The 22906-nt window shown below is 59.7% G+C and carries 22 protein-coding genes; 14 read left to right on the top strand and 8 right to left on the bottom strand.

Annotation, left to right across the window (positions count from 1 at the left end):
* Positions 1 to 207: 207 nt before the first annotated feature.
* From JFT81_RS23375 to JFT81_RS23350, 6 genes are all read left to right on the top strand, one after another.
* On the top strand, positions 208 to 2241 hold the full coding sequence (locus JFT81_RS23375) for an ABC transporter permease subunit (RefSeq protein WP_201230630.1): 2034 nt from the start codon (positions 208 to 210) through the stop codon (positions 2239 to 2241).
* Positions 2242 to 2257: 16 nt separating this feature from the next.
* Positions 2258 to 3928, top strand: coding sequence for a phosphate ABC transporter permease PstA (gene pstA / locus JFT81_RS23370; protein WP_201229386.1), 1671 nt, complete (start codon positions 2258 to 2260; stop codon positions 3926 to 3928).
* Between the two features lie 160 nt (positions 3929 to 4088).
* Entirely contained in the window at positions 4089 to 4922 is an 834-nt protein-coding gene (pstB, locus tag JFT81_RS23365; RefSeq protein WP_064116474.1) for a phosphate ABC transporter ATP-binding protein PstB, read from the top strand.
* A 141-nt stretch (positions 4923 to 5063) separates the two neighbouring features.
* The gene (gene phoU / locus JFT81_RS23360; protein WP_201229385.1) at positions 5064 to 5825 is read left to right on the top strand and encodes a phosphate signaling complex protein PhoU; all 762 of its coding nucleotides are present in this window, start codon (positions 5064 to 5066) and stop codon (positions 5823 to 5825) included.
* 179 nt (positions 5826 to 6004) lie between these two features.
* Entirely contained in the window at positions 6005 to 6961 is a 957-nt protein-coding gene (locus JFT81_RS23355; RefSeq protein WP_201229384.1) for a response regulator, read from the top strand.
* Positions 6962 to 7170: 209 nt separating this feature from the next.
* Positions 7171 to 8067 carry a M23 family metallopeptidase gene (locus tag JFT81_RS23350; protein WP_201229383.1) on the top strand — a complete coding sequence of 299 codons (897 nt, stop codon included), beginning with the start codon at positions 7171 to 7173 and terminating at the stop codon, positions 8065 to 8067.
* Between the two features lie 113 nt (positions 8068 to 8180).
* Here JFT81_RS23350 and JFT81_RS23345 read toward each other — a convergent pair whose 3' ends face one another.
* The 3 genes from JFT81_RS23345 to phoB all read right to left on the bottom strand — a co-directional run bounded on the left by JFT81_RS23345 (position 8181) and on the right by phoB (position 11746).
* The gene (locus JFT81_RS23345; protein WP_129386672.1) at positions 8181 to 9521 is read right to left on the bottom strand and encodes a hemolysin family protein; all 1341 of its coding nucleotides are present in this window, start codon (positions 9519 to 9521) and stop codon (positions 8181 to 8183) included.
* Positions 9522 to 9631: 110 nt separating this feature from the next.
* Positions 9632 to 10918, bottom strand: a complete 1287-nt coding sequence (phoR, locus tag JFT81_RS23340) for a phosphate regulon sensor histidine kinase PhoR (protein WP_207199958.1) — start codon at positions 10916 to 10918, stop codon at positions 9632 to 9634.
* A gap of 138 nt (positions 10919 to 11056) precedes the next feature.
* Positions 11057 to 11746 carry a phosphate regulon transcriptional regulator PhoB gene (gene phoB / locus JFT81_RS23335; protein ID WP_007896474.1) on the bottom strand — a complete coding sequence of 230 codons (690 nt, stop codon included), beginning with the start codon at positions 11744 to 11746 and terminating at the stop codon, positions 11057 to 11059.
* A gap of 151 nt (positions 11747 to 11897) precedes the next feature.
* On the opposite strand from phoB, the gene JFT81_RS23330 reads away from it, so the two are divergent.
* Positions 11898 to 12284: a hypothetical protein gene (locus tag JFT81_RS23330; protein WP_201229379.1), complete on the top strand. Its 387-nt coding sequence runs from the start codon at positions 11898 to 11900 to the stop codon at positions 12282 to 12284.
* Between the two features lie 113 nt (positions 12285 to 12397).
* On the opposite strand, the gene ubiA is transcribed toward JFT81_RS23330, so the two are convergent.
* Together ubiA and JFT81_RS23320 are read right to left on the bottom strand one after the other, a co-directional pair.
* Positions 12398 to 13288 (bottom strand): 4-hydroxybenzoate octaprenyltransferase, encoded by an 891-nt coding sequence (gene ubiA / locus JFT81_RS23325; RefSeq protein ID WP_201229377.1) that lies wholly within the window; start codon positions 13286 to 13288, stop codon positions 12398 to 12400.
* Positions 13288 to 13848 carry a chorismate lyase gene (locus tag JFT81_RS23320; RefSeq protein ID WP_201229376.1) on the bottom strand — a complete coding sequence of 187 codons (561 nt, stop codon included), beginning with the start codon at positions 13846 to 13848 and terminating at the stop codon, positions 13288 to 13290. Before JFT81_RS23320 ends, ubiA begins: the two co-directional genes overlap by 1 nt.
* 201 nt (positions 13849 to 14049) lie before the next feature.
* On the opposite strand from JFT81_RS23320, the gene JFT81_RS23315 reads away from it, so the two are divergent.
* From JFT81_RS23315 to JFT81_RS23305, 3 genes are all read left to right on the top strand, one after another.
* Positions 14050 to 14217: a rubredoxin gene (locus tag JFT81_RS23315; RefSeq protein WP_007954349.1), complete on the top strand. Its 168-nt coding sequence runs from the start codon at positions 14050 to 14052 to the stop codon at positions 14215 to 14217.
* A 20-nt stretch (positions 14218 to 14237) separates the two neighbouring features.
* Positions 14238 to 15386, top strand: coding sequence for an FAD-dependent oxidoreductase (locus tag JFT81_RS23310; protein ID WP_201229375.1), 1149 nt, complete (start codon positions 14238 to 14240; stop codon positions 15384 to 15386).
* Between the two features lie 190 nt (positions 15387 to 15576).
* Positions 15577 to 15852 carry an HU family DNA-binding protein gene (locus tag JFT81_RS23305; RefSeq protein ID WP_003213368.1) on the top strand — a complete coding sequence of 92 codons (276 nt, stop codon included), beginning with the start codon at positions 15577 to 15579 and terminating at the stop codon, positions 15850 to 15852.
* Positions 15853 to 15951: 99 nt separating this feature from the next.
* Here the strand turns inward: JFT81_RS23305 and JFT81_RS23300 are convergent, their stop codons facing one another.
* From JFT81_RS23300 to JFT81_RS23290, 3 genes are read right to left on the bottom strand one after another with little or no spacing between them, the layout of a single operon-like run.
* On the bottom strand, positions 15952 to 16896 hold the full coding sequence (locus JFT81_RS23300; RefSeq protein WP_201229374.1) for a phosphatidate cytidylyltransferase: 945 nt from the start codon (positions 16894 to 16896) through the stop codon (positions 15952 to 15954).
* Positions 16893 to 17492, bottom strand: coding sequence for a lysophospholipid acyltransferase family protein (locus JFT81_RS23295; protein WP_201229373.1), 600 nt, complete (start codon positions 17490 to 17492; stop codon positions 16893 to 16895). Before JFT81_RS23295 ends, JFT81_RS23300 begins: the two co-directional genes overlap by 4 nt.
* Complete coding sequence (locus tag JFT81_RS23290) at positions 17479 to 18111, bottom strand: CDP-alcohol phosphatidyltransferase family protein (RefSeq protein WP_201229372.1); 633 nt, start codon at positions 18109 to 18111, stop codon at positions 17479 to 17481. The genes JFT81_RS23295 and JFT81_RS23290 overlap by 14 nt, the downstream gene beginning before the upstream one ends.
* 674 nt (positions 18112 to 18785) lie before the next feature.
* On the opposite strand from JFT81_RS23290, the gene tssA reads away from it, so the two are divergent.
* Genes tssA through tssE form a run of 4 tightly spaced genes read left to right on the top strand, consistent with a single transcriptional unit; the run spans position 18786 to position 22802 of the window.
* Positions 18786 to 20348: a type VI secretion system protein TssA gene (tssA, locus tag JFT81_RS23285; protein ID WP_201229371.1), complete on the top strand. Its 1563-nt coding sequence runs from the start codon at positions 18786 to 18788 to the stop codon at positions 20346 to 20348.
* 32 nt (positions 20349 to 20380) lie between these two features.
* Positions 20381 to 20884, top strand: a complete 504-nt coding sequence (tssB, locus tag JFT81_RS23280) for a type VI secretion system contractile sheath small subunit (protein WP_201229363.1) — start codon at positions 20381 to 20383, stop codon at positions 20882 to 20884.
* Between the two features lie 25 nt (positions 20885 to 20909).
* Positions 20910 to 22385 carry a type VI secretion system contractile sheath large subunit gene (tssC, locus tag JFT81_RS23275; protein ID WP_201229359.1) on the top strand — a complete coding sequence of 492 codons (1476 nt, stop codon included), beginning with the start codon at positions 20910 to 20912 and terminating at the stop codon, positions 22383 to 22385.
* Positions 22386 to 22394: 9 nt separating this feature from the next.
* Complete coding sequence (tssE, locus tag JFT81_RS23270) at positions 22395 to 22802, top strand: type VI secretion system baseplate subunit TssE (protein WP_201229358.1); 408 nt, start codon at positions 22395 to 22397, stop codon at positions 22800 to 22802.
* The last annotated feature ends 104 nt before the right edge of the window (positions 22803 to 22906 follow it).

The following is a 22906-nucleotide window of genomic DNA, read 5'->3' as shown; positions in this document are numbered from 1 at the left end:
AAGCGCATTGATTTCAATACGCCTGAGCTGCAACGCAAGCGCCGCATCCGCGCGCTCAAGGATCGCTTCACCCGTTGGTACGTCCTCGTGGGCGGCCTGGCAGTGTTGGCAGCGATCACCCTGATCTTTTTCTTCCTCGCCTACGTGGTTGCGCCGCTGTTCAAGGGTGCCGACCTGACCGCGAAAGACGCCATCACCCCAGCCTGGATGCAGGACGCCGGCAAGCCGCTGATGATTTCGCTCGAAGAGCAGAATCAGGTGGCCATGCGCGTTTCCGACAAAGGCCAGGCGCTGTTCTTTGATATCGACAGTGGCGCTGAATTGAAGCGCGTCGATCTGCCGGTCCCGGCCGGCACCACCGTGACCGCCATCGGTGAAGACCAGCCAGGTCATCCGCTGGTGGCAGTGGGTCTGTCCAACGGTCAGGCGCTGGTGTTCCGTCACACTTATAAAGTCAGCTACCCCGACGGCAAGAAAACCATCACCCCGGCCGTCGAATACCCGTACGGCAACACGCCGATCGCGTTGAACGAAAGCGGCGGTGCGCTGGAACACGTCAGCCTCAACGCCACCGATACCACCCTGATTCTGGTCGGTTCGACCGGTTCGCAACTCAATGTGTTGTCGCTGACCAGCGAAGAAAACATGATGACTGGCGAAGTCACCAACGAGCAGAAGCGCATCGATCTGCCGCAGATGACCGAGCCGGTGAAAAACATCTTCGTCGACCCGCGCCAGCAATGGCTGTACGTGGTCAACGGGCGCGCTCAGGCCGACGTATTCAGCCTGCGCGACAAGAGCCTCAACGGTCGCTACAAACTGCTGGAAAACGCTGACGCCGAAGTCACGGCCACCACGCAATTGGTCGGCGGTATCTCGCTGATCGTGGGTGACTCCAAGGGTGGTCTGGCCCAATGGTTCATGGCGCGTGACACCGACGGCGAGCTGCGCCTGAAGCAGATCCGTACCTTCCAGATGGGCACCGCGCCGATCGTTGAAATCACTGCTGAAGAACGCCGTAAAGGCTTCCTCGCGCTGGATGCCAGCGGCAAGCTCGGCGTGTTCCACAGCACCGCGCACCGTACGCTGCTGGTTGATCAGGTAGTTGATGGCCAAGGCGTATTCGGCCTGTCACCGCGTGCCAACCGCGTGATCGTCGAAGCCGGCGGCAAGCTGCAACCGCTGCTGCTCGACAACCCGCACCCGGAAGTATCGTGGAGCGCGCTGTGGAGCAAGGTCTGGTACGAGAACTACGACGAGCCTAAATACGTCTGGCAATCGACTGCCGCCAACACCGATTTCGAACCGAAACTGAGCCTCTCGCCACTGACCTTCGGCACGCTCAAAGCCGCGTTCTACGCGATGCTGCTGGCTGCACCGCTGGCCGTTGCCGCCGCGATCTACACCGCGTACTTCATGGCCCCGGGCATGCGCCGCAAGGTCAAACCGGTCATCGAGCTGATGGAAGCGATGCCGACGGTGATCCTCGGCTTTTTCGCCGGCCTGTTCCTCGCGCCTTATGTGGAAGGGCATTTGCCGGGCATCTTCAGCCTGCTGATGTTGCTGCCGATCGGCATTCTGGTCGCCGGTTTCACCTTCAGCCGTCTGCCTGAATCGATCCGCCTGAAAGTCCCGGACGGTTGGGAAAGTGCGCTGCTGATTCCGGTGATCCTGTTTGTGGGCTGGCTGTCGCTGTACATGAGCCCGTTCATGGAGAACTGGTTCTTCGGCGGTGACATGCGCATGTGGATCTCCCACGACCTGGGCATCACCTACGACCAGCGCAACGCCCTGGTGGTTGGTCTGGCCATGGGCTTCGCGGTGATCCCGAACATCTATTCGATTGCCGAAGACGCCGTGTTCAGCGTGCCGCGTGGTCTGACCCTCGGGTCGCTGGCCCTCGGCGCCACGCCGTGGCAGACCATGACCCGCGTGGTTATCCTCACCGCCAGCCCGGGGATCTTCTCGGCACTGATGATCGGCATGGGCCGTGCGGTCGGTGAAACCATGATCGTGCTGATGGCCACCGGCAACACCCCGGTCATGGAAATGAACCTGTTCGAAGGCCTGCGCACCCTGGCCGCCAACGTTGCGGTGGAAATGCCCGAGTCGGAAGTCGGCGGCAGCCACTACCGCGTGCTGTTCCTCTCGGCGCTTGTGCTGCTGTTGTTCACCTTCGTCATGAACACCCTGGCAGAACTGATTCGTCAGCGTCTGCGCAAGAAATACTCGTCGCTTTAAGCAAAGGTAGAAGTCTGTGAAACAGAACTCCCTGAAAGGATGGTTCAAGAGCGGCGCCCCGGGCGTCTGGATCAGCGGTGGCGCGGTGTCCATCGCGGTCATCATGACCATTGGCCTGTTGGCGGTCATCGCTGTGCGCGGTCTCGGTCACTTCTGGCCTGCAGATCTGATCCACGCCAGTTATGACGTCCCGGGCCAGGCCAATCACCTGGTCGTCGGTGAAGTGGTACAGAAGGAAGAAGTGCCGCGCGCCCGCCTGAAAAGCGCTGGTTTGCCAGTGCCGGATCAAGGCCCGGAGTTCATGACCCGCGAGCTGATCAAGGTCGGCAACCGTGACCTGAACGGCAACGACTTCACCTGGATTGTCGGCGAGTGGCTGACCAACCAGACCACGCCGCCAGAGCTGATGGCGATCGAGCGTCGCGAGTGGGGCAACTTCTACGGCTACCTGGTCAACGTCAAACAGGACGGTAAAGTCATCGCCGAGGGCGAGGCTGCGTGGCCCGAGCTGCAAGCGCGGATCAACCGTGTAAACGGTCTGGCTGCTCAACTGAAGTCGCTGGAAAAAACCGATATTGGTGCGATCAACGCAGGCCTTGAGCGCATCCGTCTGCACGGTCGCAAACTGGAGCTGGAAGGCAAGCTCGACGCCACCGCGCAAGCGGACATGGAATCCGAGCGCGCCGAACTGAATGCGCGTTATCAGGACATCGAAGCGCGTCTGGCCGATCTGCATGCGCAGTTCAACCGCGACGCTTTGACCGCCCGTGATGCCAACGGCAAAGAAATTGAAATCGGTCTGGGCAAAGTGGTTCACGCCTACCAGCCGAACGCGATGAGCACCTTCACCAAGGTCGGTTTCTACTTCAGCAAGATCTGGGAATTCCTCTCGGACGACCCGCGTGAAGCGAACACCGAAGGCGGGATCTTCCCGGCGATCTTCGGCACCGTGATGATGACTTTGATCATGGCGATGATCGTCACCCCGTTCGGCGTGTTGGCGGCGGTGTACCTGCGTGAATACGCCAAGCAGAACACCCTGACGCGGATCATCCGCATCGCGGTGAACAACCTCGCTGGTGTTCCGGCGATCGTTTACGGCGTGTTCGGTCTGGGCTTCTTCGTTTACGTGCTCGGTGGTTCGGTCGACCGCTTGTTCTTCCCGGAAGCGCTGCCGGCACCGACCTTCGGTACGCCGGGTCTGCTCTGGGCGTCGCTGACGTTGGCGCTGCTGGCGGTGCCGGTGGTGATCGTCGCGACCGAGGAAGGTCTGGCGCGTATCCCGCGCACCGTTCGTGAAGGCTCGTTGGCCCTCGGTGCGACCAAGGCTGAAACCTTGTGGAAGATTGTGATTCCGATGGCCAGCCCGGCGATGATGACCGGCATGATCCTCGCCGTGGCTCGCGCCGCCGGTGAAGTGGCACCGCTGATGCTGGTGGGTGTGGTGAAACTGGCGCCGTCGCTGCCGGTGGACGGCAACTACCCGTACCTGCACCTGGATCAGAAGATCATGCACTTGGGCTTCCATATTTATGACGTCGGCTTCCAGAGCCCCAACGTCGAAGCGGCCCGCCCGCTGGTGTACGCCACGGCACTGTTGCTGGTGCTGGTAATCGCCACGTTGAACCTGTCGGCAGTGTGGATCCGTAACCACCTGCGCGAAAAATACAAAGCACTGGATAGCTGATTAACGCCTCTCACTGTAGGAGCAAGGCTTGCCCGCGATGGCGTCATCAAAATCGCCTTCGCCAGCAAGCTGTGCTCCTACAGAGAGCGGCATCACCGCTGACCCATGTTGTGAGGTCAGCGGTCAACCGAACCGAATTTGTCAGCACAGGGAGCCTCCCATGCAGCACGAAGCACATACCCACGGCATCAACATGTCTGCCCTGGGCCGCGACAAGCAGAGCCTGAACCTCGAGCAGGAAACCGTGGCCATCGAAGTACCGGGCCTGAGCCTGTACTACGGCGAGAAACAAGCGCTGTTCGACGTCAGCATGAACATCCCGAAACAGCGCGTGACCGCTTTCATCGGCCCGTCCGGTTGCGGTAAATCCACGCTGTTGCGCACCTTCAACCGCATGAACGACCTGGTTGACGGCTGTCGCGTTGAAGGCGCGATCAACCTGTACGGCAACAACATCTATCGCAAAGGCGAAGACGTGGCCGAGTTGCGTCGTCGCGTCGGCATGGTGTTCCAGAAGCCCAACCCGTTCCCGAAGACCATCTACGAAAACGTGGTCTACGGCCTGCGCATCCAGGGCATCAACAAGAAGCGCATCCTCGACGAAGCGGTCGAGTGGGCGTTGAAAGGCGCGGCGCTGTGGGATGAGGTTAAAGACCGTCTGCACGAATCGGCACTCGGTCTGTCCGGTGGTCAGCAGCAGCGTCTGGTGATTGCCCGCACTATCGCGGTTGAGCCGGAAGTGTTGCTGCTCGACGAACCGTGCTCGGCCCTCGACCCGATCTCGACGCTGAAAGTCGAAGAGCTGATCTACGAGCTGAAATCCAAGTTCACCATCGTCATCGTCACGCACAACATGCAGCAAGCGGCGCGGGTGTCCGACTACACGGCGTTCATGTACATGGGCAAACTGGTGGAATTCGGTGACACCGATACCCTGTTCACCAATCCGGCGAAGAAGCAGACCGAAGATTACATCACCGGTCGGTACGGCTAGCCGTACAGCCGCAAGCTTGAAGCTGCAAGCTGCAAGCGGCAAGTCAAAGCGGCAAGTCAAAGCGGTTCAGCGTAACGACAAATTTCAGCTTGCAGCTTGTAGCTTGCAGCTCTTGGTTAAAGCTTTTGCGGAGCGAACACAATGATTTCTAAGGAAGGTCTTACCCATCACATTTCCGCGCAGTTCAACGCCGAGCTTGAGGAAGTGCGCAGCCACCTCCTGGCCATGGGCGGGCTGGTCGAGAAGCAGGTCAACGACGCGGTGACCGCGCTGATCGAGGCCGACTCCGGTCTGGCGCAGCAAGTGCGTGAGATCGATGACCAGATCAACCAGATGGAACGCAACATCGACGAAGAATGCCTGCGCATTCTCGCCCGTCGCCAGCCGGCGGCGTCCGACCTGCGTCTGATCATCAGCATCTCCAAGTCGGTGATCGACCTCGAGCGCATCGGTGACGAAGCCACCAAGATCGCCCGCCGCGCGATTCAGCTGTGCGAAGAAGGCGAGGCGCCGCGCGGTTACGTCGAGGTTCGCCACATCGGCGACCAGGTGCGCAACATGGTTCGCGATGCGCTGGACGCGTTTGCCCGTTTCGACGCCGACCTGGCGTTGTCGGTGGCCCAGTACGACAAGATCATCGACCGCGAATACAAGACCGCGCTGCGCGAGCTGGCGACCTACATGATGGAAGACCCGCGCTCTATCTCGCGGGTCTTGAGCATCATCTGGGTGCTGCGTTCCCTGGAGCGCATCGGCGATCACGCGCGCAACATCTCCGAATTGGTCATCTACCTGGTGCGCGGCACCGACGTGCGTCATATGGGCCTCAAGCGGATGAAGGAAGAAGTTCAAGGCACAAGCGGCGAAACCGCTAATGTTCCGGGCGATGCTGACGATAAGTAAGATTGCCTGAGAAAAGCGCCCGGCCCTTTGGCCGGGCGTTTTTGTTTACGGTTATCGAACAAAGAATCGAATTGAAAAGCAGCACCCGCGAACGAAAAGTCCCGGCGTGACTGAAGATTGTTGGCAATGTGCCATCAGTAAAAGCGGTATGCTTGCCGGGATTTTTATAGGGGTGTTGGATGAGCAAGATCAGTGTGTTGGTCGTGGACGATGCTTCGTTCATTCGTGACCTGGTAAAAAAGTGCCTGCGTAATTACTTCCCGGGGATCCGCACCGAGGACGCCGTCAACGGCAAAAAAGCTCAAGCGATGCTGGCCAGAGAAGCGTTCGACCTGGTCCTGTGCGACTGGGAAATGCCGGAAATGTCCGGTCTTGAACTGCTGACCTGGTGCCGCGAGCAAGACAATCTCAAGACCATGCCGTTTGTCATGGTCACCAGCCGGGGCGACAAGGAAAACGTCGTGCAGGCGATTCAGGCCGGCGTTTCCGGTTACGTCAGCAAGCCATTCACCAACGAGCAGCTGCTGACCAAGGTCAAGCAGGCGCTGAACAAGGTCGGCAAACTCGACACCCTGATGAACAGCGCGCCGACCAAGATGAACTCGGCGTTCGGCAACGATTCCCTGAGCGCTTTGACCGGCGGTAAACCTGCCGTGGTCGGTGGTGCTCCGGCGGCCGCTGCGGTCAATCCGTTCGCCAAGCCTGCCGCTGCTGCTCCAGCACCCGCCGCTGCGCCGTCCCGTGGTCTGCTCAACAGCCCGCCAGTGCAGGCACCCGCCGCGTCGAAAGCGCCGGCCGGTGGTCGCGGTCAGGGCCAGTTGCGCCTGCCAAGCGGCAACCAGCAATGCGTGATCAAGGCGCTGAGCATCAAGGAAGCGCTGCTGGTGGTGAAACGCACCGACACGCTGCCGCAGATCCTCGACAGCGCCGTGCTCGACCTGGAGCAGGGCGACAACGCCGAAATCGCCCGCCTCAATGGCTACCTGCACGCCATCGTCGCCCACGAGCAGAAAGCCGACAGCGACTGGCTGCAACTGACTTTCCGCTTCGTCGATCAGGACGCGCAGAAGCTCGACTACATCTCCCGTCTGATCGCTCGCGGCACGGCGCAGAAGCACTTCGTTCCCGGCGCGTAATTCGCGTCGCCGGAAAGTCCGTCTTCGCGAGCAGGCTCGCTCCTACATTGGAAAAGCATTCCCAATGTGGGAGCGAGCCTGCTCGCGAAGGGGCCATCAAAAGCACCACCGATCTTCCGCGTTGCCCAATTTGAAACATCTGTCGACTACCCTGGTCTGTCTCAGCTGCTAGGCTCTCTTCCAGGCCTTACTTCGACAGACTCTTGCCCATGCTCGCGCGCCTGCTGTTTTTCTGTGGTCTCTTCATGGCCTCCACCTCGGCTGTGGCCATGACCATTTACAAATCCACTGATGCCAACGGCGTTGTTTCCTACAGCGACCGACCGAGCAAAGGCTCGCAGGTGTTCGTCTTTCAGGATCGGATGGTCGAACGTCTGGACCGTCAGGTGTACCTCGACATCAAAAAGCAGAGGGGCACCGACGTGGTGTTCGTGCGCAACGACCTGTATGCGCCGGTCGAGGTGGCGCTGGCATTTACCGGCATGAGCAACGTGCGTGGCGCGCCGGCGCAAACCATCCGCCGGGTGCTGCCGGCGCGCAGCAATACGCGGTTGGCGTTGCTGACGGCGGTGTCCGGTGGCAAGCCGCTGGTGTACACGCCGCAGTTCCAGTATTCCCTCGGTGATCCCGCTGGCACCGCGCAGGGCTATCGCTATCCGCTGCCGTGGCGTGGCGGGCCGTTCCGCTTGAGTCAGGGTGCCAACGGCCAATACAGCCACTACGGGCCGAAGAACAAATATGCGATGGACATCGCCATGCCGGTCGGCACACCGATCATTGCCGCGCGGGCAGGGGTGGTGGTGAAAACCGAGAATTCCCAGAGCGGGCGCGGCAACGATGCGTCGGGCAACTTTGTGCGGGTGCTGCACGATGACGGCACGATGGGCGTGTACCTGCACCTCAAGCAAGGTTCGGTGAGCGTACGTGAAGGGCAAAGGGTGACGGTCGGCAGTCCGTTGGCGCTGTCGGGCAACACCGGCAACAGCAGCGGCCCGCACCTGCACTTCGTGGTGCAGCGCAACAGCGGAGCGGGGCTGGTGTCGATTCCGTATCAGTTCAACCAGCCACTGGGAGCATTGCCCAACTTTGCGCTGGGCAAACAGTAATGTGTTGTATCTGCTGACCCCTTCGCGAGCAGGCTCGCTCCCACAGGGATCACACCGAACCTGTGGGAGCGAGCCTGCTCGCGAAGGGAGCGGCGCGGTGCCGGATCAGCCGATCAATCCAGCATCAAAACCTTCGCCAGCACAATCTTCGGCCCTTTCATCTTCTTGATGATGATCCGCAGCCCTTCGACTTCCAGCACTTCTTCCTCTTCCGGTACCCGTTTCAGGGTTTCGTAGATCAGCCCGGCGAGGGTTTCCGCTTCGATGTGATCGAGGTCGATACCGAGCAGGCGTTCAACCTTGAACAACGGCGTGTCGCCACGCACCAGCAGCTTGCCGGGCTGATAGGCAAGAATGCCGCGCTCAGCCTTGCGGTGTTCGTCCTGGATGTCGCCGACCAGCACTTCCAGCACGTCTTCCATGGTCAGGTAGCCGATGATGTTGCCGTCAGCCTCCTCGACCACGGCGAAGTGCGAGCCGCCCTTGCGGAACTGCTCCAGCAACTGCGACAGCGGCATGTGCCGCGATACGCGCTCCAGCGGACGGGTCAGTTCAGCCAGGTTGAACGACTCGGGAATGTGATCCAGCGCCGCCAATTCCAGCAGCAGATCCTTGATGTGCAGTAGGCCGACGAACTCCTGACGCTCGCTGTCGTACACCGGATAACGGCTGAACTTGTGGCGACGGAACATCGCCAGGATTTCTTTCAGCGGCGCGTTGAATTCCAGCGTGATCAGGTCTTCGCGGGAGTTGGCCCAGTCGACCACTTCCAACTCGCCCATTTCCACCGCCGAAGCCAGTACGCGCATGCCCTGATCGCTCGGATCCTGGCCACGGCTGGAGTGCAGGATCAGTTTCAGTTCTTCGCGGCTGTAATGGTGTTCATGGTGCGGGCCGGGTTCACCTTGGCCGGCGATACGCAGAATCGCGTTGGCGCTGGCGTTGAGCAGGTAAATCGCCGGGTACATTGCCCAGTAGAACAGGTACAGCGGCACCGCCGTCCACAGCGACAGCAACTCGGGTTTGCGAATCGCCCACGATTTTGGGGCCAACTCGCCGACGACGATGTGCAGGTACGAAATGATGAAGAACGCAGTGAAGAAAGACACACCTTTGACGATTTCCGGCGATTGCACGCCGACCGCGCTGAGCAACGGCTCGAGAATATGCGCGAACGCCGGCTCACCGACCCAGCCAAGGCCGAGCGAGGCCAGCGTGATACCCAACTGACACGCCGAGAGGTACGCATCGAGCTGACTGTGTACGGTGCGCAGGATGTGCCCGCGCCAGCCGTTTTTATCAGCGATGGCCTCGACCCGGGTCGAGCGCAGTTTGACCATGGCGAACTCTGCCGCAACGAAGAAGCCGTTGAGCAAAACCAGGATCAGAGCAAAAAGGATCATGCCGAAATCGGCGAATATTGTTGCGAGGGACAAGCCAGGGGAAGGGTCCATGATGGAGTTTTGCGGGTTCCGTGTGATTCGAAAGAAGTAATAGCCGCGCCTGAAAGGCAGGCACAAGTCAGCCAATGTAGCGGCTGACTGGGCGATTGCCTAGTGGCGCTCTACTCGGCGGCGCTGTTTATCCGCGCTGGAGCGACTTGCGCCGGGGCGAAATGGCAGGTGAACGTGCTGCCGTGACCGGGCACGCTGCTGATCTCCATGCGCGCGCGATGGCGCAACAACACATGTTTGACGATGGCCAGGCCCAGGCCGGTGCCGCCGGTGTTGGAGTTGCGGCTGGAGTCGACGCGATAGAAGCGTTCGGTCAGGCGCGGCAGGTGTTTGCTGTCGATGCCGATCCCGGAATCCTGCACGCTCAGGTGCGCACCTTGTTCGTCGCCCCACCAGCGGACGCGGATGTTGCCCTCGGCCGGGGTGTACTTCACCGCGTTGAACACCAGGTTGGAAAACGCACTGCGCAATTCCGCCTCGCTGCCCTTGAGCAGCAGGCTGGCGTCGGCTTCGAGGGTGATGCGCTGGTTTTTCGAACCGGACAACTGCTGCGCATCGCTCTTGATCGATTGCAGCAATGTATCGACATGGATCGGCTGGTTGTCCGACGGGTAGTCGGTGGCTTCCAGCTTCGCCAGCAACAACAGATCATTGAGCAGCGTCTGCATGCGCCCGCCCTGTTGCTGCATCTGTTGCAGGGCTCGACTCCAGCGCGGGTTCACGTCTTCGACGTTGTCGAGCAGGGTTTCCAGATAACCGCAGATCACTGTCAGCGGGGTGCGCAGTTCGTGGGAAACGTTGGCGATGAAGTCTTTGCGCATTTGCTCAAGCTGATGAATGCGCGTGACGTCGCGCACCAGCATCAAGTGTTCATTGTTGCCATAGCGGGTGAGGTACAACTGAATGCGCACGCGATCATTGGTCGGCGAAGGGATTTCCAGCGGCTCGGCGTAACTTTCCTGCTCGAAGTATTCCTTGAAGCGCGGATGCCGTACCAGGTTGGTTACCGGTTGGCCGCTGTCTTGCGGGGTCTTGAGGCCGAGCAGGGTTTCGGCGGCGCGGTTCCACCATTCCAGGTTGCCGTCGCTGTCGAGCATGATCACCGCGTCTTTCAGCGCAGCGGTGGACTCCTGCACCCGGTCGATCACCGCTTGCAGGCGCCCACGCACGCGTTGGTCGCGGCGTTGCAGGTGGTAGATGCTGTCGAACACTTCGCCCCACAGACCATAGCCGTCGGGCGGTGCTTCGTCGGGTTGGTGCTGGCGCAGCCACTCGTGCAGGCGCAGCAATTGCTTGAGCGTCCAGCCCAGATAAATACCCAGACCCGCCGCGAGGCTCCAGCCGTAATAGCCGGTGATCAGGCCGATCACCAGACACGCGGTGACCAGCAGCAGCATGTGGCGAATCAGGGTGCCATGCCAGTTTTGATTCACGGGGCGTCCTTAAACGCAGCTTCAAGTTTCAAGCCGCAAGCTGCAAGGCACAGCGGCTCGTTGTTTCTTGCCGCTTATAGCTAGAAGCGTGCAGCTGTTTTTTTACGCTTTGGTGGAAAACCGGTAACCGGTGCCGCGCACGGTTTGTACCAGATTTTCGTAGGCGTCGCCGAGGGCCTTGCGCAGACGGCGGATGTGCACGTCGACGGTGCGTTCTTCAACGTAGACGTTGCCGCCCCAGACCTGATCCAGCAACTGGCCACGGGTGTAGGCGCGTTCCTGGTGGGTCATGAAGAATTGCAGCAGACGGTATTCGGTCGGGCCCATCTCGGCCGGTTTGCCGTCGATGGTCACACGGTGGCTGATCGGGTCGAGCAGCAAGCCACCGACTTCAATCGGCGCTTCGCCATCGGTCGGTCCGGCGCGGCGCAGCACAGCTTTGAGGCGGGCGACCAGTTCACGCGGGGAAAACGGTTTGGTGATGTAGTCGTCGGCGCCGACTTCCAGCCCCTGGATCTTGTTGTCCTCTTCGCCCTTCGCGGTAAGCATGATGATCGGGATGTCCCCGGTCAGCTCATCACGCTTGAGGCGGCGGGCCAGCTCGATGCCGGAAGTGCCGGGCAGCATCCAGTCGAGCAGGATCAGGTCCGGCTTGCGGTCGACGATGATGGCGTGCGCCTGCTGCGAGTTCTCCGCCTCGAGGCAGTCATAGCCGGCCATTTCCAACGCAACGGCGATCATTTCGCGAATGGGCGCTTCGTCGTCGACGATCAGAATGCTCCTGCCAACCATGCCTTAATCCTCTTGTCATTTAACTGTCTTGCGCCGCATTAGATAACGGAATTATTGCAGTCGTGTGACAGTATTTTAGTCCGGCGGCGATTGTGCAAATCCTGAACTAAGCTCTAAGTCCGAATCCTGACAACCACAAAAGAAGGTTTCCATGACTCAAATGACTGTTTCTTTCAAAGCCCTGCTGATGGCTGCGGCCCTGACTTTGCCTGGATTTGCCATGGCCGCCGAGCCCGCCATGATGAAAGACGGCATGATGGTCGATCACAAAGGCATGACCGTTTATACGTTCGACAAGGACGCTGGCGGCAAGTCGATGTGTAACGCCGATTGCGCGAAAAACTGGCCGCCAATGATGGCGCCGGCGGGTGCCAAGGCTGAAGGCAAATGGACAGTGATCAAGCGTGATGACGGCATGATGCAATACGCCTACGACGGCAAACCGCTGTACACCTTCATGAAGGACGAAAAACCTGGAGAAATGAAGGGTGATGGCATGAAAGACGTCTGGCACGTCGTGCACATGTCACAAAAATAACTGCGTCACCCTGTAGGAGCCGAGCTTGCTCGCGAAGGCGGTGTGTCAGTTAATGCATGTTCTGACTGACGCGACTTCTTCGCGAGCAAGCTTTGCTCCTACAGGTTTGGTGTTTAGCGCAGTGCGTAGTCCAGCACGATCCCGACGAATATCGCCAACCCGGCCCAGTGGTTGTGCAAAAACGCCTTGAAGCAGCGCATCCGGTCGCGATCGCGGGTGTACCAGAACTCCCATGCGTAACAACCGGCAGCCACCAGCAGACCAAGGTGGAACCACACCCCCAGCTCGAACTTCGACCCCGCCAACAACAGGCAGCCCAGTGACAACGCCTGCAAGCTCAGAATGATCACCCGATCCGCCTCACCGAACAGGATCGCCGTGGATTTCACGCCGATCTTCAAGTCGTCATCGCGGTCGGTCATCGCGTAATAGGTGTCGTAACCCACCGTCCACAACAGATTGGCGATCCACAGCAGCCAGGCCGCCGCCGGCAGTTCGCCAGTCTCGGCGGTGAACGCCATCGGCATGCCCCAGGAAAACGCCGCGCCCAGCACCACTTGCGGGTAATAGGTGTAGCGCTTCATGAACGGGTAAGTGAAGGCCAGCGCCAAACCGCCCAGCGACAGCCAGATCGTTGGCGCATTGGTGCACAGCACCAGCAGGAAACTCACGCCCATCAGCAGCGCGAAGAACACCAGCGCCTCTTTCGAACTGATCTTGCCGCTCGCCAGTGGTCGTTGTGCGGTGCGTTTGACGTGACCGTCGACCTTTCGATCGGCCCAGTCGTTGATCACGCAACCACCGGCGCGGGTCAGTATCACGCCAAGGACGAAAATCACCACGTTGGCCAGCGACGGCGAGCCTTTGCCGGCAATCCACAGCGCCCACAACGTCGGCCACAGCAGCAGATAAATGCCGATCGGCTTGTCCATCCGGGTCAACTGAATGAAATCCCACGCGCGCGGGTTCAAACGGTTCAGGGACTTGAGCAGGCTCTGATACATCAGCAATTCTCCGGATGGGCGCGGGCGGCGCTCCACAGGCTCGGCAAGAAGATTTCTGCAACCAGCACGCTCAGCGCGCCACGGTCGAACCGCGAACGGCGGCCCCACAGCTGCGGTGCTTTGGCGGCGGGTGGCAGCCATGCTTCAGGGTAGTGACACACTTCGATGGCGCGGCGTTGGAAGGCCTGATCGCAAAACAGCAGTTCGCCCAGCGAGCGGCTGCCCAGTTCATCCATGTGCAAACCGTCGCCCTGCAAAGCGGCGCGTGAGGCCACGCTGCGGGCAAACACCCAGGCCTCGTCATGCCCGCGCAAATACACTTCGCGCACCCAGCCTTCGCTGCCTTCGGCCAGGTTCAAGGCCGCGCATTCGTCGGCGCGCAGGATGTCCCAGCCCTCGAATAACGGGGTCACGCTGAAGCCATCGTTGGACAGCCGCGTCAGTCGGCGGGTCAGCGAGCCTTCGTCGAACAACCAGTTCAGGGTCAACGAATCGGGGAGGGGCGTCAGTTGGCTTTGAGTCAGCCAGAGCGGGGCCGGGCAGGCATTTGAATGTTGCACAATGAGTCATTATTGGCCGCAAATGAGGCGGCGAGCTTACCATGGCGCGTTGCGATTTTGATTGATCCGGAGCGCCATTGCGCCGAACAGGCTTGCATCTGCCCGGCTCCATCAGTACAAAACGCCCTGAGCCGGATGGCAGCGCAATACCCATCGACCCTCCGCGCCGGTAATAAGCCTGAACCCTGAGGAAGTACCTGAATGAAAAAGTGGCAATGTGTGGTCTGCGGCCTGATCTACAACGAAGCCGATGGCTGGCCGGATGACGGCATCGCGCCGGGCACCCTGTGGCAGGACGTCCCCGAAGACTGGCTGTGCCCGGACTGCGGCGTCGGCAAGATGGACTTCGAAATGATCGAAATCAACTAAGCAAAGTGAAGGAGTAAGGCATGAGCGCACCTGTCGTCATCGTTGGCACTGGGCTGGCCGGCTATAACCTGGCCCGCGAGTTTCGCAAACTCGATAGCGAAACCCCGCTGCTGTTGATTACCGCAGATGACGGCCGCTCTTACTCCAAGCCGATGCTCTCCACCGGTTTCGGCAAGAACAAGGATGCCGATGGCTTGAGCATGGCCGAACCCGGCGCAATGGCCGAGCAGTTGAAAGCCGAAGTGCGCACCCACACGCGCATCAGCGGCATCGACGCCGGCCACAAGCGCCTGTGGATCGGCGAAGAAGCCGTGCCCTACCGCGACCTTATTCTCGCCTGGGGCGCGGAAACCGTTCGCGTACCGATCGAGGGTGACGGTAGCGATCTGGTGTTCCCGATCAATGATCTCGAAGACTACGCACGTTTTCGCGCGGCAGCGGCCGGCAAACGCCGGGTGTTGCTGCTCGGCGCTGGTCTGATTGGCTGCGAATTCGCCAACGACCTGATCCTCGGTGGCTATGAAGTGCAACTGGTCGCGCCGTGCGAACAAGTCATGCCGACCTTGCTCCATCCGGCCGCTGCGGCAGCGGTACAGGCAGGGCTGGAAAGCCTCGGGGCAAAATTCCACCTCGGCCCGGTGCTGACGCGCTTGCAGAAAGTCGCTGACGGCCTGGAAGCGCATCTGTCCGACGGTCAGGTCATCGCCTGCGATGTGGTGGTCTCGGCGATCGGTCTGCGTCCCCGCATCGATCTGGCAGCGGCTGCCGGCGTGCAGGTCAATCGCGGCGTCGTCGTCGACCGGCACCTGAAGACGTCCCACGCCAATATCTATGCGCTGGGCGACTGTTCCGAGGTCGATGGGCTGAATCTGCTGTACGTGATGCCCCTCATGAGCTGTGCGCGAGCGCTGGCACAAACCCTGGCAGGAAACCCCACCGCCGTGAACTACGGTCCGATGCCGATCACCGTAAAAACTCCGGTGTGTCCGCTGGTAGTTTCGCCACCGCCACGGGGCAGCGAAGGCGTCTGGAGCGTCGAAGGGCAGGGTGGCGACATCAAAGCCCTGTGCCACAGCGCCGACGGTCAGTTGCTGGGTTACGCGCTGACGGGCGCGGCGGTCATGGAAAAACTTGCCCTGAACAAACAGCTTCCGGCCCTGCTGGCGTAAATACCGGTCGTTCTGTCGGAATCACCCCGGTTTTGCCCCCACAAAGGTCGTAGTGAGACTGGCGCAGGCCTTGTCCGCGTGCCATTCTCACTCCCGTCTGCCGCAGAGTAGAGCCTGCGGCGCCTTGGGCGCTGTTCCAACGAGAACAGCACGGACATAACAACAAAAAACCGTCAAAGGGGCTTCACTAATGCGTAAACCAGAACTCGCCGCTGCAATCGCTGAAAAAGCAGATCTGACCAAAGAACAGGCCAACCGCGTACTCAACGCCGTTCTCGAAGAAATCACCGGCGCTCTGCACCGCAAGGACAGCGTCACGCTGGTGGGCTTCGGCACCTTCCTGCAACGCCATCGCGGTGCGCGCACCGGCAAAAACCCGCAAACCGGTGAGCCGGTGAAAATCAAGGCCAGCAACACTGTTGCGTTCAAGCCAGGCAAGTCGTTGAAAGACAGCGTCAATCCTTAATACGGCGAACTCCCTCAATCGCGGGGGCGCTGTATAAAAAAATGGGCATACCGATTGCGGTCGGATGCCCATTTTTTGTGCCTGAAGAAAGTGCCCGGATCAGGCCGAGAAGAAGTACCGGGTCAAGTGGAAGAAGATCGGTGCCGCGAAGCAGATCGAGTCCATCCGATCCAGCATGCCGCCGTGGCCCTTGATCATCGTGCCCCAGTCTTTTGCGCTCAGGCTGCGCTTGATGGCCGACATGACCAGCCCGCCGAGGAAGCCCATCACCACAATCACCAGCGACATCAACAGGGATTGCCAGAAGTTGAACGGCGTCATCCAGAACATGCAACCACCGATCAACGTGGCGCTCAAGCCCCCGCCGATCAAGCCCTCGACGGTTTTCGACGGGCTCACCAGCGGCGCGACCTTGTGTTTGCCGAAGAGCTTGCCGAACACGTACTGCAGCACATCGCTCATCTGCACCACAAATACCAGATAGAACAGCAGCAAGGCGTTCTGGCCCTGGAACCCTCGCAAGTCCAGGAGCAACAGCGCCGGAGCGTGGCTGATGCAGTAGAGGCAGATCATCACACCCCACTGAATCTTCGCCGTGCGCTCAAGGAAACCCTCGGTGTCCTGACTCAACACGGCAATTGCCGGCAACAAAAGGAAGGCATACACCGGCACCAACAGGGTGAACATCGAGTACCAGTGCATGCCGATCAGCAGGTATTGCAGCGGAATCAGGATGAAAAACGCCGAAAACAGTGCGTTGTGGTCACCGCGTGCGGTGGGAGCCAGAGTGATGAACTCACGCAGCGCGAACAGCGAGATGAAGGCAAACAACACCACTGTCGCGTTAGGCCCCAGCAGCCATGACACGAAGAAAATGATCACCATCCCCCACCAGGCATTCACCCGTTGGTTGAGGTTGTCGATGGTCGCGATCGAGCTTGCGCTTTTTGCCCGCCGCGCCAGCACGTAACCGGTCAGCGAGGCGACCGCCAGCAACCCGGCGATGGCCGCGAAGAACCAGAGGAATTTGGTTTCCAGACTCATTTCGACAACCTCACGATGGCTTCACGCGCTCGCTCCAAAAACACTTGTTTCTCCTCACCGGCAATCCTTTGCAGCGGGTCGCCGATGCGGATCGTGCAAATGATCGGCAGTGGCACATGTTTGCCTTTTGGCATTGAGCGGTGCAGGTTTTCGAGGTAAATCGGCACCAGATCAACGTCGGGAAAGGTCTCGGCCAAACGGTACAGGCCGGATTTGAATTCGCCCGGCAGCGCTTGGGTGGAGCGCGTGCCCTCTGGGAAAATGATGATCGAATGGCCGGCCCGCACCACATCGAAAATCGGCTCGAGCACATTGACGCCGGGCGCCGGATTACGCTCGATCAGCACTGCATTCAGGCCCTTTTCCGAGATGTACTTGAGAAAGCGGTTCTTGCCCCAGTAGTCGGCGGCGGCCACCGGTTTTACATCTTTTCGGGCTTCCGGTGGCAAGGCGGCGATAATCGCCAGGGTGTCCATGTGGCTGGTGTGGTTGGCGAAATAGACACGTTGGCGCGACAGGTCCGGTGGACTCTCCCAGCGAGCGGTTACGCCGATCAAGAAGCGCAACAACGAGATCAACGCATTACTGATCCACATGGTGATTCCCCTTCAATTGCCGGGCGATAGCCAGCGTGCGTGAGACGCAAGTGGCGACGGAGCCGATGGCGATGATCGTCAGTGCAATCAGCAAAGCGTAGTGGGTCGAGTAATAGCTGGCTTCGAACGCGTTCAACAGCAAAGCCACCGTCATGACCGCCATTCGATGCTGTTTGGCCATCGGCCCGATGAAGCTTTGCGCGAGGCCAAGCGAGCCGCCGAACACTCGTACATACGCGGTCAGCGCTGCGGCGAGCGCCGCAAACCAGCCCAGATCAGACTGACCGATGGCGTAGCCGAGCCCGACGATCAGCAGGCTGTCCGCGACGCGATCGGGGAATTCGTTATAGAGGCTGCCGATGGCTGATTGTTTGCCGCCCTCGATGGCCACCATGCCATCGAACAAGTTGCATAACAGGCGCAATTGGATGGCCAGAGCGCAGAGGATCGAGCCCGTGATTCCATCGTCGATATTGAGCGCGGCTGCGCCGAACAAGGCGAAAACGATGCTGACGACCGAGATCTGATTCGGCGTGATGTTGCTGTTCACCAGTCGCTGGGTAATGTATTTCGCCCAGCCCGCGGACCGCGTCTTGATGGGCCTTCTGTTGTCGTCCATGTGCAATGTCCATATCAATGATGAATGCCATCCAATTGATGACGGCGGGCGACAATATAATGACTTTTCCAAGTGGCGACGCTATTAGCGTTGAAACAATTTGATGTAAGAACACTCCTCGACATCTGTCAGTAAAATACTTGCCCAAGTTTTCCGGCCAATCGCAACAGTTAGCCGTGTATTGCCGTGTTAAGCGCACAAGTTTCCATGAAAAATAAAAATGCTAGCAAATTGATGGCACTTCTGCCGGCGTCTGTTGTCGTCGGCAATGGGTAGATAGATACGCTGCATTTATAGGAAAATTCCTACTTCTATTTCCTGCAAGTGCAGGCATGCTTTTACCCGTGGTTTGGAACGGATGTTCAAAGTGCCGGGTAAGCCTGCAGCGAGCCGCTCTATCTCTAGGGTTGTGGCCAGGCGCGAGCATCAGGGCAAATATAAATCGACATCAGGGAATCCCCTGTCACATATAGGGCGATCTCCTACAAGCAGCAATGAACACTTCGTCTTGTTGTTTAACCAGATGCTTGCTAGTGGCCATCATTGTGATTACGATGCGCGCACTTGATAGAGCACACACTCAATTGGATGAGTCGCGTCACTGCTCTTCGATACTGTCCCGCGCCGCTGAAACTCCAATAGGCGCACGACTGTAATCCAATTAAAGGCCATGGATGTCCTACTCAAGCAAACTTTCCGCCCATTACCTCGAACTCGCGAAAGTCTCTGTTTCCAAAGAGAATTTTGCGGGCGAAGACGTACGCTTTTCGAGCGAATTCGAGGCCCTGGAAAGTGAGCTGGCCAAAGCCTCGTCGATGCACGAAAGCGGGCAGATCGACTGGCTGAAAATTCGCGAAAACAGCGAAAACCTCCTGCGTACCCAATCCAAGGATCTGCGTGTCGGCGCCTGGCTGACCTGGTCGTTGTATCAGCGTGAATCCTTCCCAGGGCTACTGGCCGGCCTCGGTCTGCTGCACCATCTGTCGGAAAACAACTGGGCCGACGTTCATCCGCTCAAACCCCGCACCCGTGCCGCCGCCATTGGCTGGCTGGTGCCGCGTCTTGAGCAGGTGATCACCGAAAACATCGCGATCAAAGAGCAGCTGCCGATGTTCCGGCAGCTCTCCGAGCACCTGTCCGGCCTCGAAGCCGCGTGTGCCGAGCATTTGGGCGACGACTCGCCGCTGTTGCTGCCGATCTCCCGTCGCCTGAAAACCATGATCCAGCGTGCGGCCGACAACCAGCCGGCCCCCGGCGTCGTCGGTGCGGCGGTGGCGCAGGTCAAGCAGGCCGCCAGCCAGTTGCTCGCCCCCGGCGCACCGATCGACAACGAAAGAGACGCGCACAAAGCCCTGCGCGCCCAGCAGGACAGCGCCCGTCCGCTGTGCGCCTGGTGGCTCAAACAGAAAGCCACCGACCTGCGCGCCCTGCGCCTGAACCGCACGTTGCTGTGGATGACCATCGACGCCGTGCCCGAACGCAACGCCGAGCAGATCACCGTGTTGCGCGGTCTGCCGCTGGAAAAACTCAAGCTCTACCAGGACCGTTTCGATCAGGGCAAATACGCCGACCTGCTGGTGGAACTGGAGGCGAGCCTGGCGAAGGCGCCGTTCTGGTTCGATGGCCAGAGGATGGTCTGGGAATGTCTCCAGAACCTCAACGCCGAGCTGGCCATGCGCGAAGTGGAAATCCACTTCGCGCTTTTGATTCAGCGCCTGCCCGGCATTGTCGAATTGCGCTTCCATGACGGCGCGCCGTTTGCCGATCCGTCCACCCGGGCGTGGATCGCCGCCAACGTCATGCCGCACCTGCAAAGCGCCAGCGCGCCGCGCAAGGTCGAAAGCGAAAACGTCGAAACCCAGCCGGCCTGGGAAAAGGCCCTCGAAGAAGTTCTGCCACTGCTGCGCAAGGAAGGCTTGAAGCCTGCCGTGCAGACGCTCAAGCAAGGCTTGCAGTCGGCCCATGGCGGCCGCGAACGGTTCTTCTGGCAGTTCGCCCTCGCGCGCCTGTGCTTCATGGCCAAGAAATACGAACTGGCCAAGAACCAGCTGGAAACCCTCGATCAGACATTACAGGACTCAGGCCTGCACGCCTGGGAGCCCGATCTTGCATTGGAAGTGCTGCACCTGCTGCACAGTTGCTGCGAGTTGTTGCCGCAGAACCATGCCGTACGTGAACGCAAGGAAGAGATTTATCGCAGGCTGTGCCACCTCGATCTCGAAGTGGTACTCGAATAGGCCCCAGGGCCACAACCGCAAGGAGAAAAGCCATGGCCAAAGAAGGCTCGGTAGCCCCCAAGGAACGCATCAACGTCACCTTCAAACCCGCCACCGGCGGTGCTCAGGAAGAGATTGAACTGCCGCTGAAGCTGCTGGCAATCGGTGACTACACCCACCGCAAGGACGAGCGCAAAATCGAAGATCGCAAGCCGATCAGCATCGACAAGATGACCTTCGACGAAGTGCTGGCCAAGCAAGAGCTGCAACTGACACTGAGCGTACCGAACCGTCTGCAGGAAGATGGCGACGCCGACGAGCTGGCTGTGCAACTGCGCGTCAATTCGATGAAGGACTTCAACCCGGCCAGCCTGGTCGAGCAAGTGCCTGAGCTGAAAAAACTGATGGAACTGCGCGATGCGCTGGTGGCCCTCAAAGGCCCGCTGGGTAACGCACCTGCGTTCCGTAAAGCGATCGAAGGCGTGCTCGCCGACGACGAATCCCGCGGTCGCGTACTCGGTGAGCTGGGCCTGAACGCCGCAGCCCCGGACGCCTGAGACTCCAGCCAAGGAAGCCAACACAATGAGCACTAGCGCAGCACAAGAGAAGAGCGCCGAAAACGGCGAGTACAGCATTCTCGACAGCATCATCGCCGAAACCCGTCTGACCCCGGACGACGAAGCCTACGACATCGCCAAGCGCGGTGTGTCGGCGTTCATCGAAGAACTGCTCAAGCCGCAGAACAACGGTGAGCCGGTCAAAAAAGCCATGGTTGACCGCATGATCGCCGAGATCGATGCCAAGCTCAGCCGTCAGATGGACGAAATCCTTCACCACCCGGACTTCCAGTCGCTGGAATCGGCGTGGCGTGGTCTGCAGTTGCTGGTCGATCGCACCAACTTCCGCGAAAACATCAAGATCGAAATCCTCAACGTCTCCAAAGACGACCTGCTGGACGATTTCGAAGATTCGCCGGAAGTCATGCAGTCTGGCCTGTACAAGCACATCTACACCGCTGAATACGGCCAGTTCGGTGGTCAGCCGGTTGGCGCGATCATCGCCAACTACTACATGTCGCCAAGCTCGCCGGACGTGAAACTGATGCAGTACGTGTCCAGCGTAGCCTGCATGTCCCACGCGCCGTTCATCGCCGCTGCCGGTCCGAAATTCTTCGGTCTGGAAAGCTTCACCGGCCTGCCGGATCTGAAAGATCTGAAAGACCACTTCGAAGGCCCGCAATTCGCCAAATGGCAGAGCTTCCGTACCTCGGAAGACTCCCGCTATGTTGGCCTGACCGTGCCGCGTTTCCTGCTGCGTAACCCGTACGACCCGGAAGAAAACCCGGTCAAATCGTTCGTGTACAAGGAAACCGTTGCCAATAGCCACGAGCACTACCTGTGGGGCAACACCGCTTACGCGTTCGGCACCAAGCTGACCGACAGCTTCGCCAAATTCCGCTGGTGCCCGAACATCATCGGCCCACAGAGCGGCGGTGCGGTTGAAGACTTGCCTCTGCACCACTTCGAAAGCATGGGCGAAATCGAAACCAAGATCCCTACTGAAGTTCTGGTTTCCGACCGTCGTGAATACGAACTGGCCGAGGAAGGCTTCATCTCCCTGACCATGCGTAAAGGCTCCGACAACGCGGCGTTCTTCTCCGCAAGCTCGGTGCAGAAGCCGAAGTTCTTCGGCATCAGCGCAGAAGGCAAGGCGGCAGAGCTGAACTACAAGCTCGGCACTCAACTGCCGTACATGATGATCGTCAACCGCCTGGCTCACTACTTGAAAGTGCTGCAGCGCGAGCAACTCGGTTCGTGGAAAGAACGTACCGACCTCGAGCTGGAACTCAACAAGTGGATCCGTCAGTACGTTGCCGACCAGGAAAACCCGAGCGCCGAAGTGCGTGGCCGTCGTCCGCTGCGCGCTGCGCAAATCATCGTCAGCGACGTTGAAGGCGAGCCAGGCTGGTACCGCGTGAGCTTGAACGTGCGTCCGCACTTCAAGTACATGGGTGCCGATTTCACCCTGTCGCTGGTTGGCAAGCTGGACAAAGAGTAAGAGCGACTCATGGACGGATACGGCAGCCTGTTCGAACGCCTCAACGGCGACGCGCAACTACGCAAGGGCAACAGCCTTGAGGCTTGTGCCATGGCGTCAGTGGCTGCCCATCTGGCCAAAATGCTCAGCACCCGGGCCGGCAGCGTGCAAACGCTGTCCGACTACGGGTTGCCCGATCTCAATGACATGCGCCTGAGCCTGCACGACTCCCTGAGTCAGGCCCGTCTGGCTATCGAAAACTTCATCGAAGCCTACGAGCCGCGCCTGAGCAACGTGCGTGTCATTTCCCTGCCGCGTGATCACGATCAGCTTCGCCTGTCCTTCAGTATCGAAGGCCTGCTGGAAGTTGAAGGTTTCAAGCGTCAGGTCAGTTTTTCCGCGCGCCTGGATGGCAGCGGGCAAGTGAAGGTGAATTAAGACCATGCGAGGGAGCGCCGTACACCGGAGCCCGTTCGCAACGTTGGGGCGTAGCGCTGTGCTTTTTTTCGCCCTAGCGGCCGCTGCGCTGATCGCTGCTGCCT

The organism is Pseudomonas sp. TH43 (assembly GCF_016650635.1).
Taxonomy (GTDB): domain Bacteria; phylum Pseudomonadota; class Gammaproteobacteria; order Pseudomonadales; family Pseudomonadaceae; genus Aquipseudomonas.
This window is presented reverse-complemented; position numbering and strand designations above follow the sequence as displayed.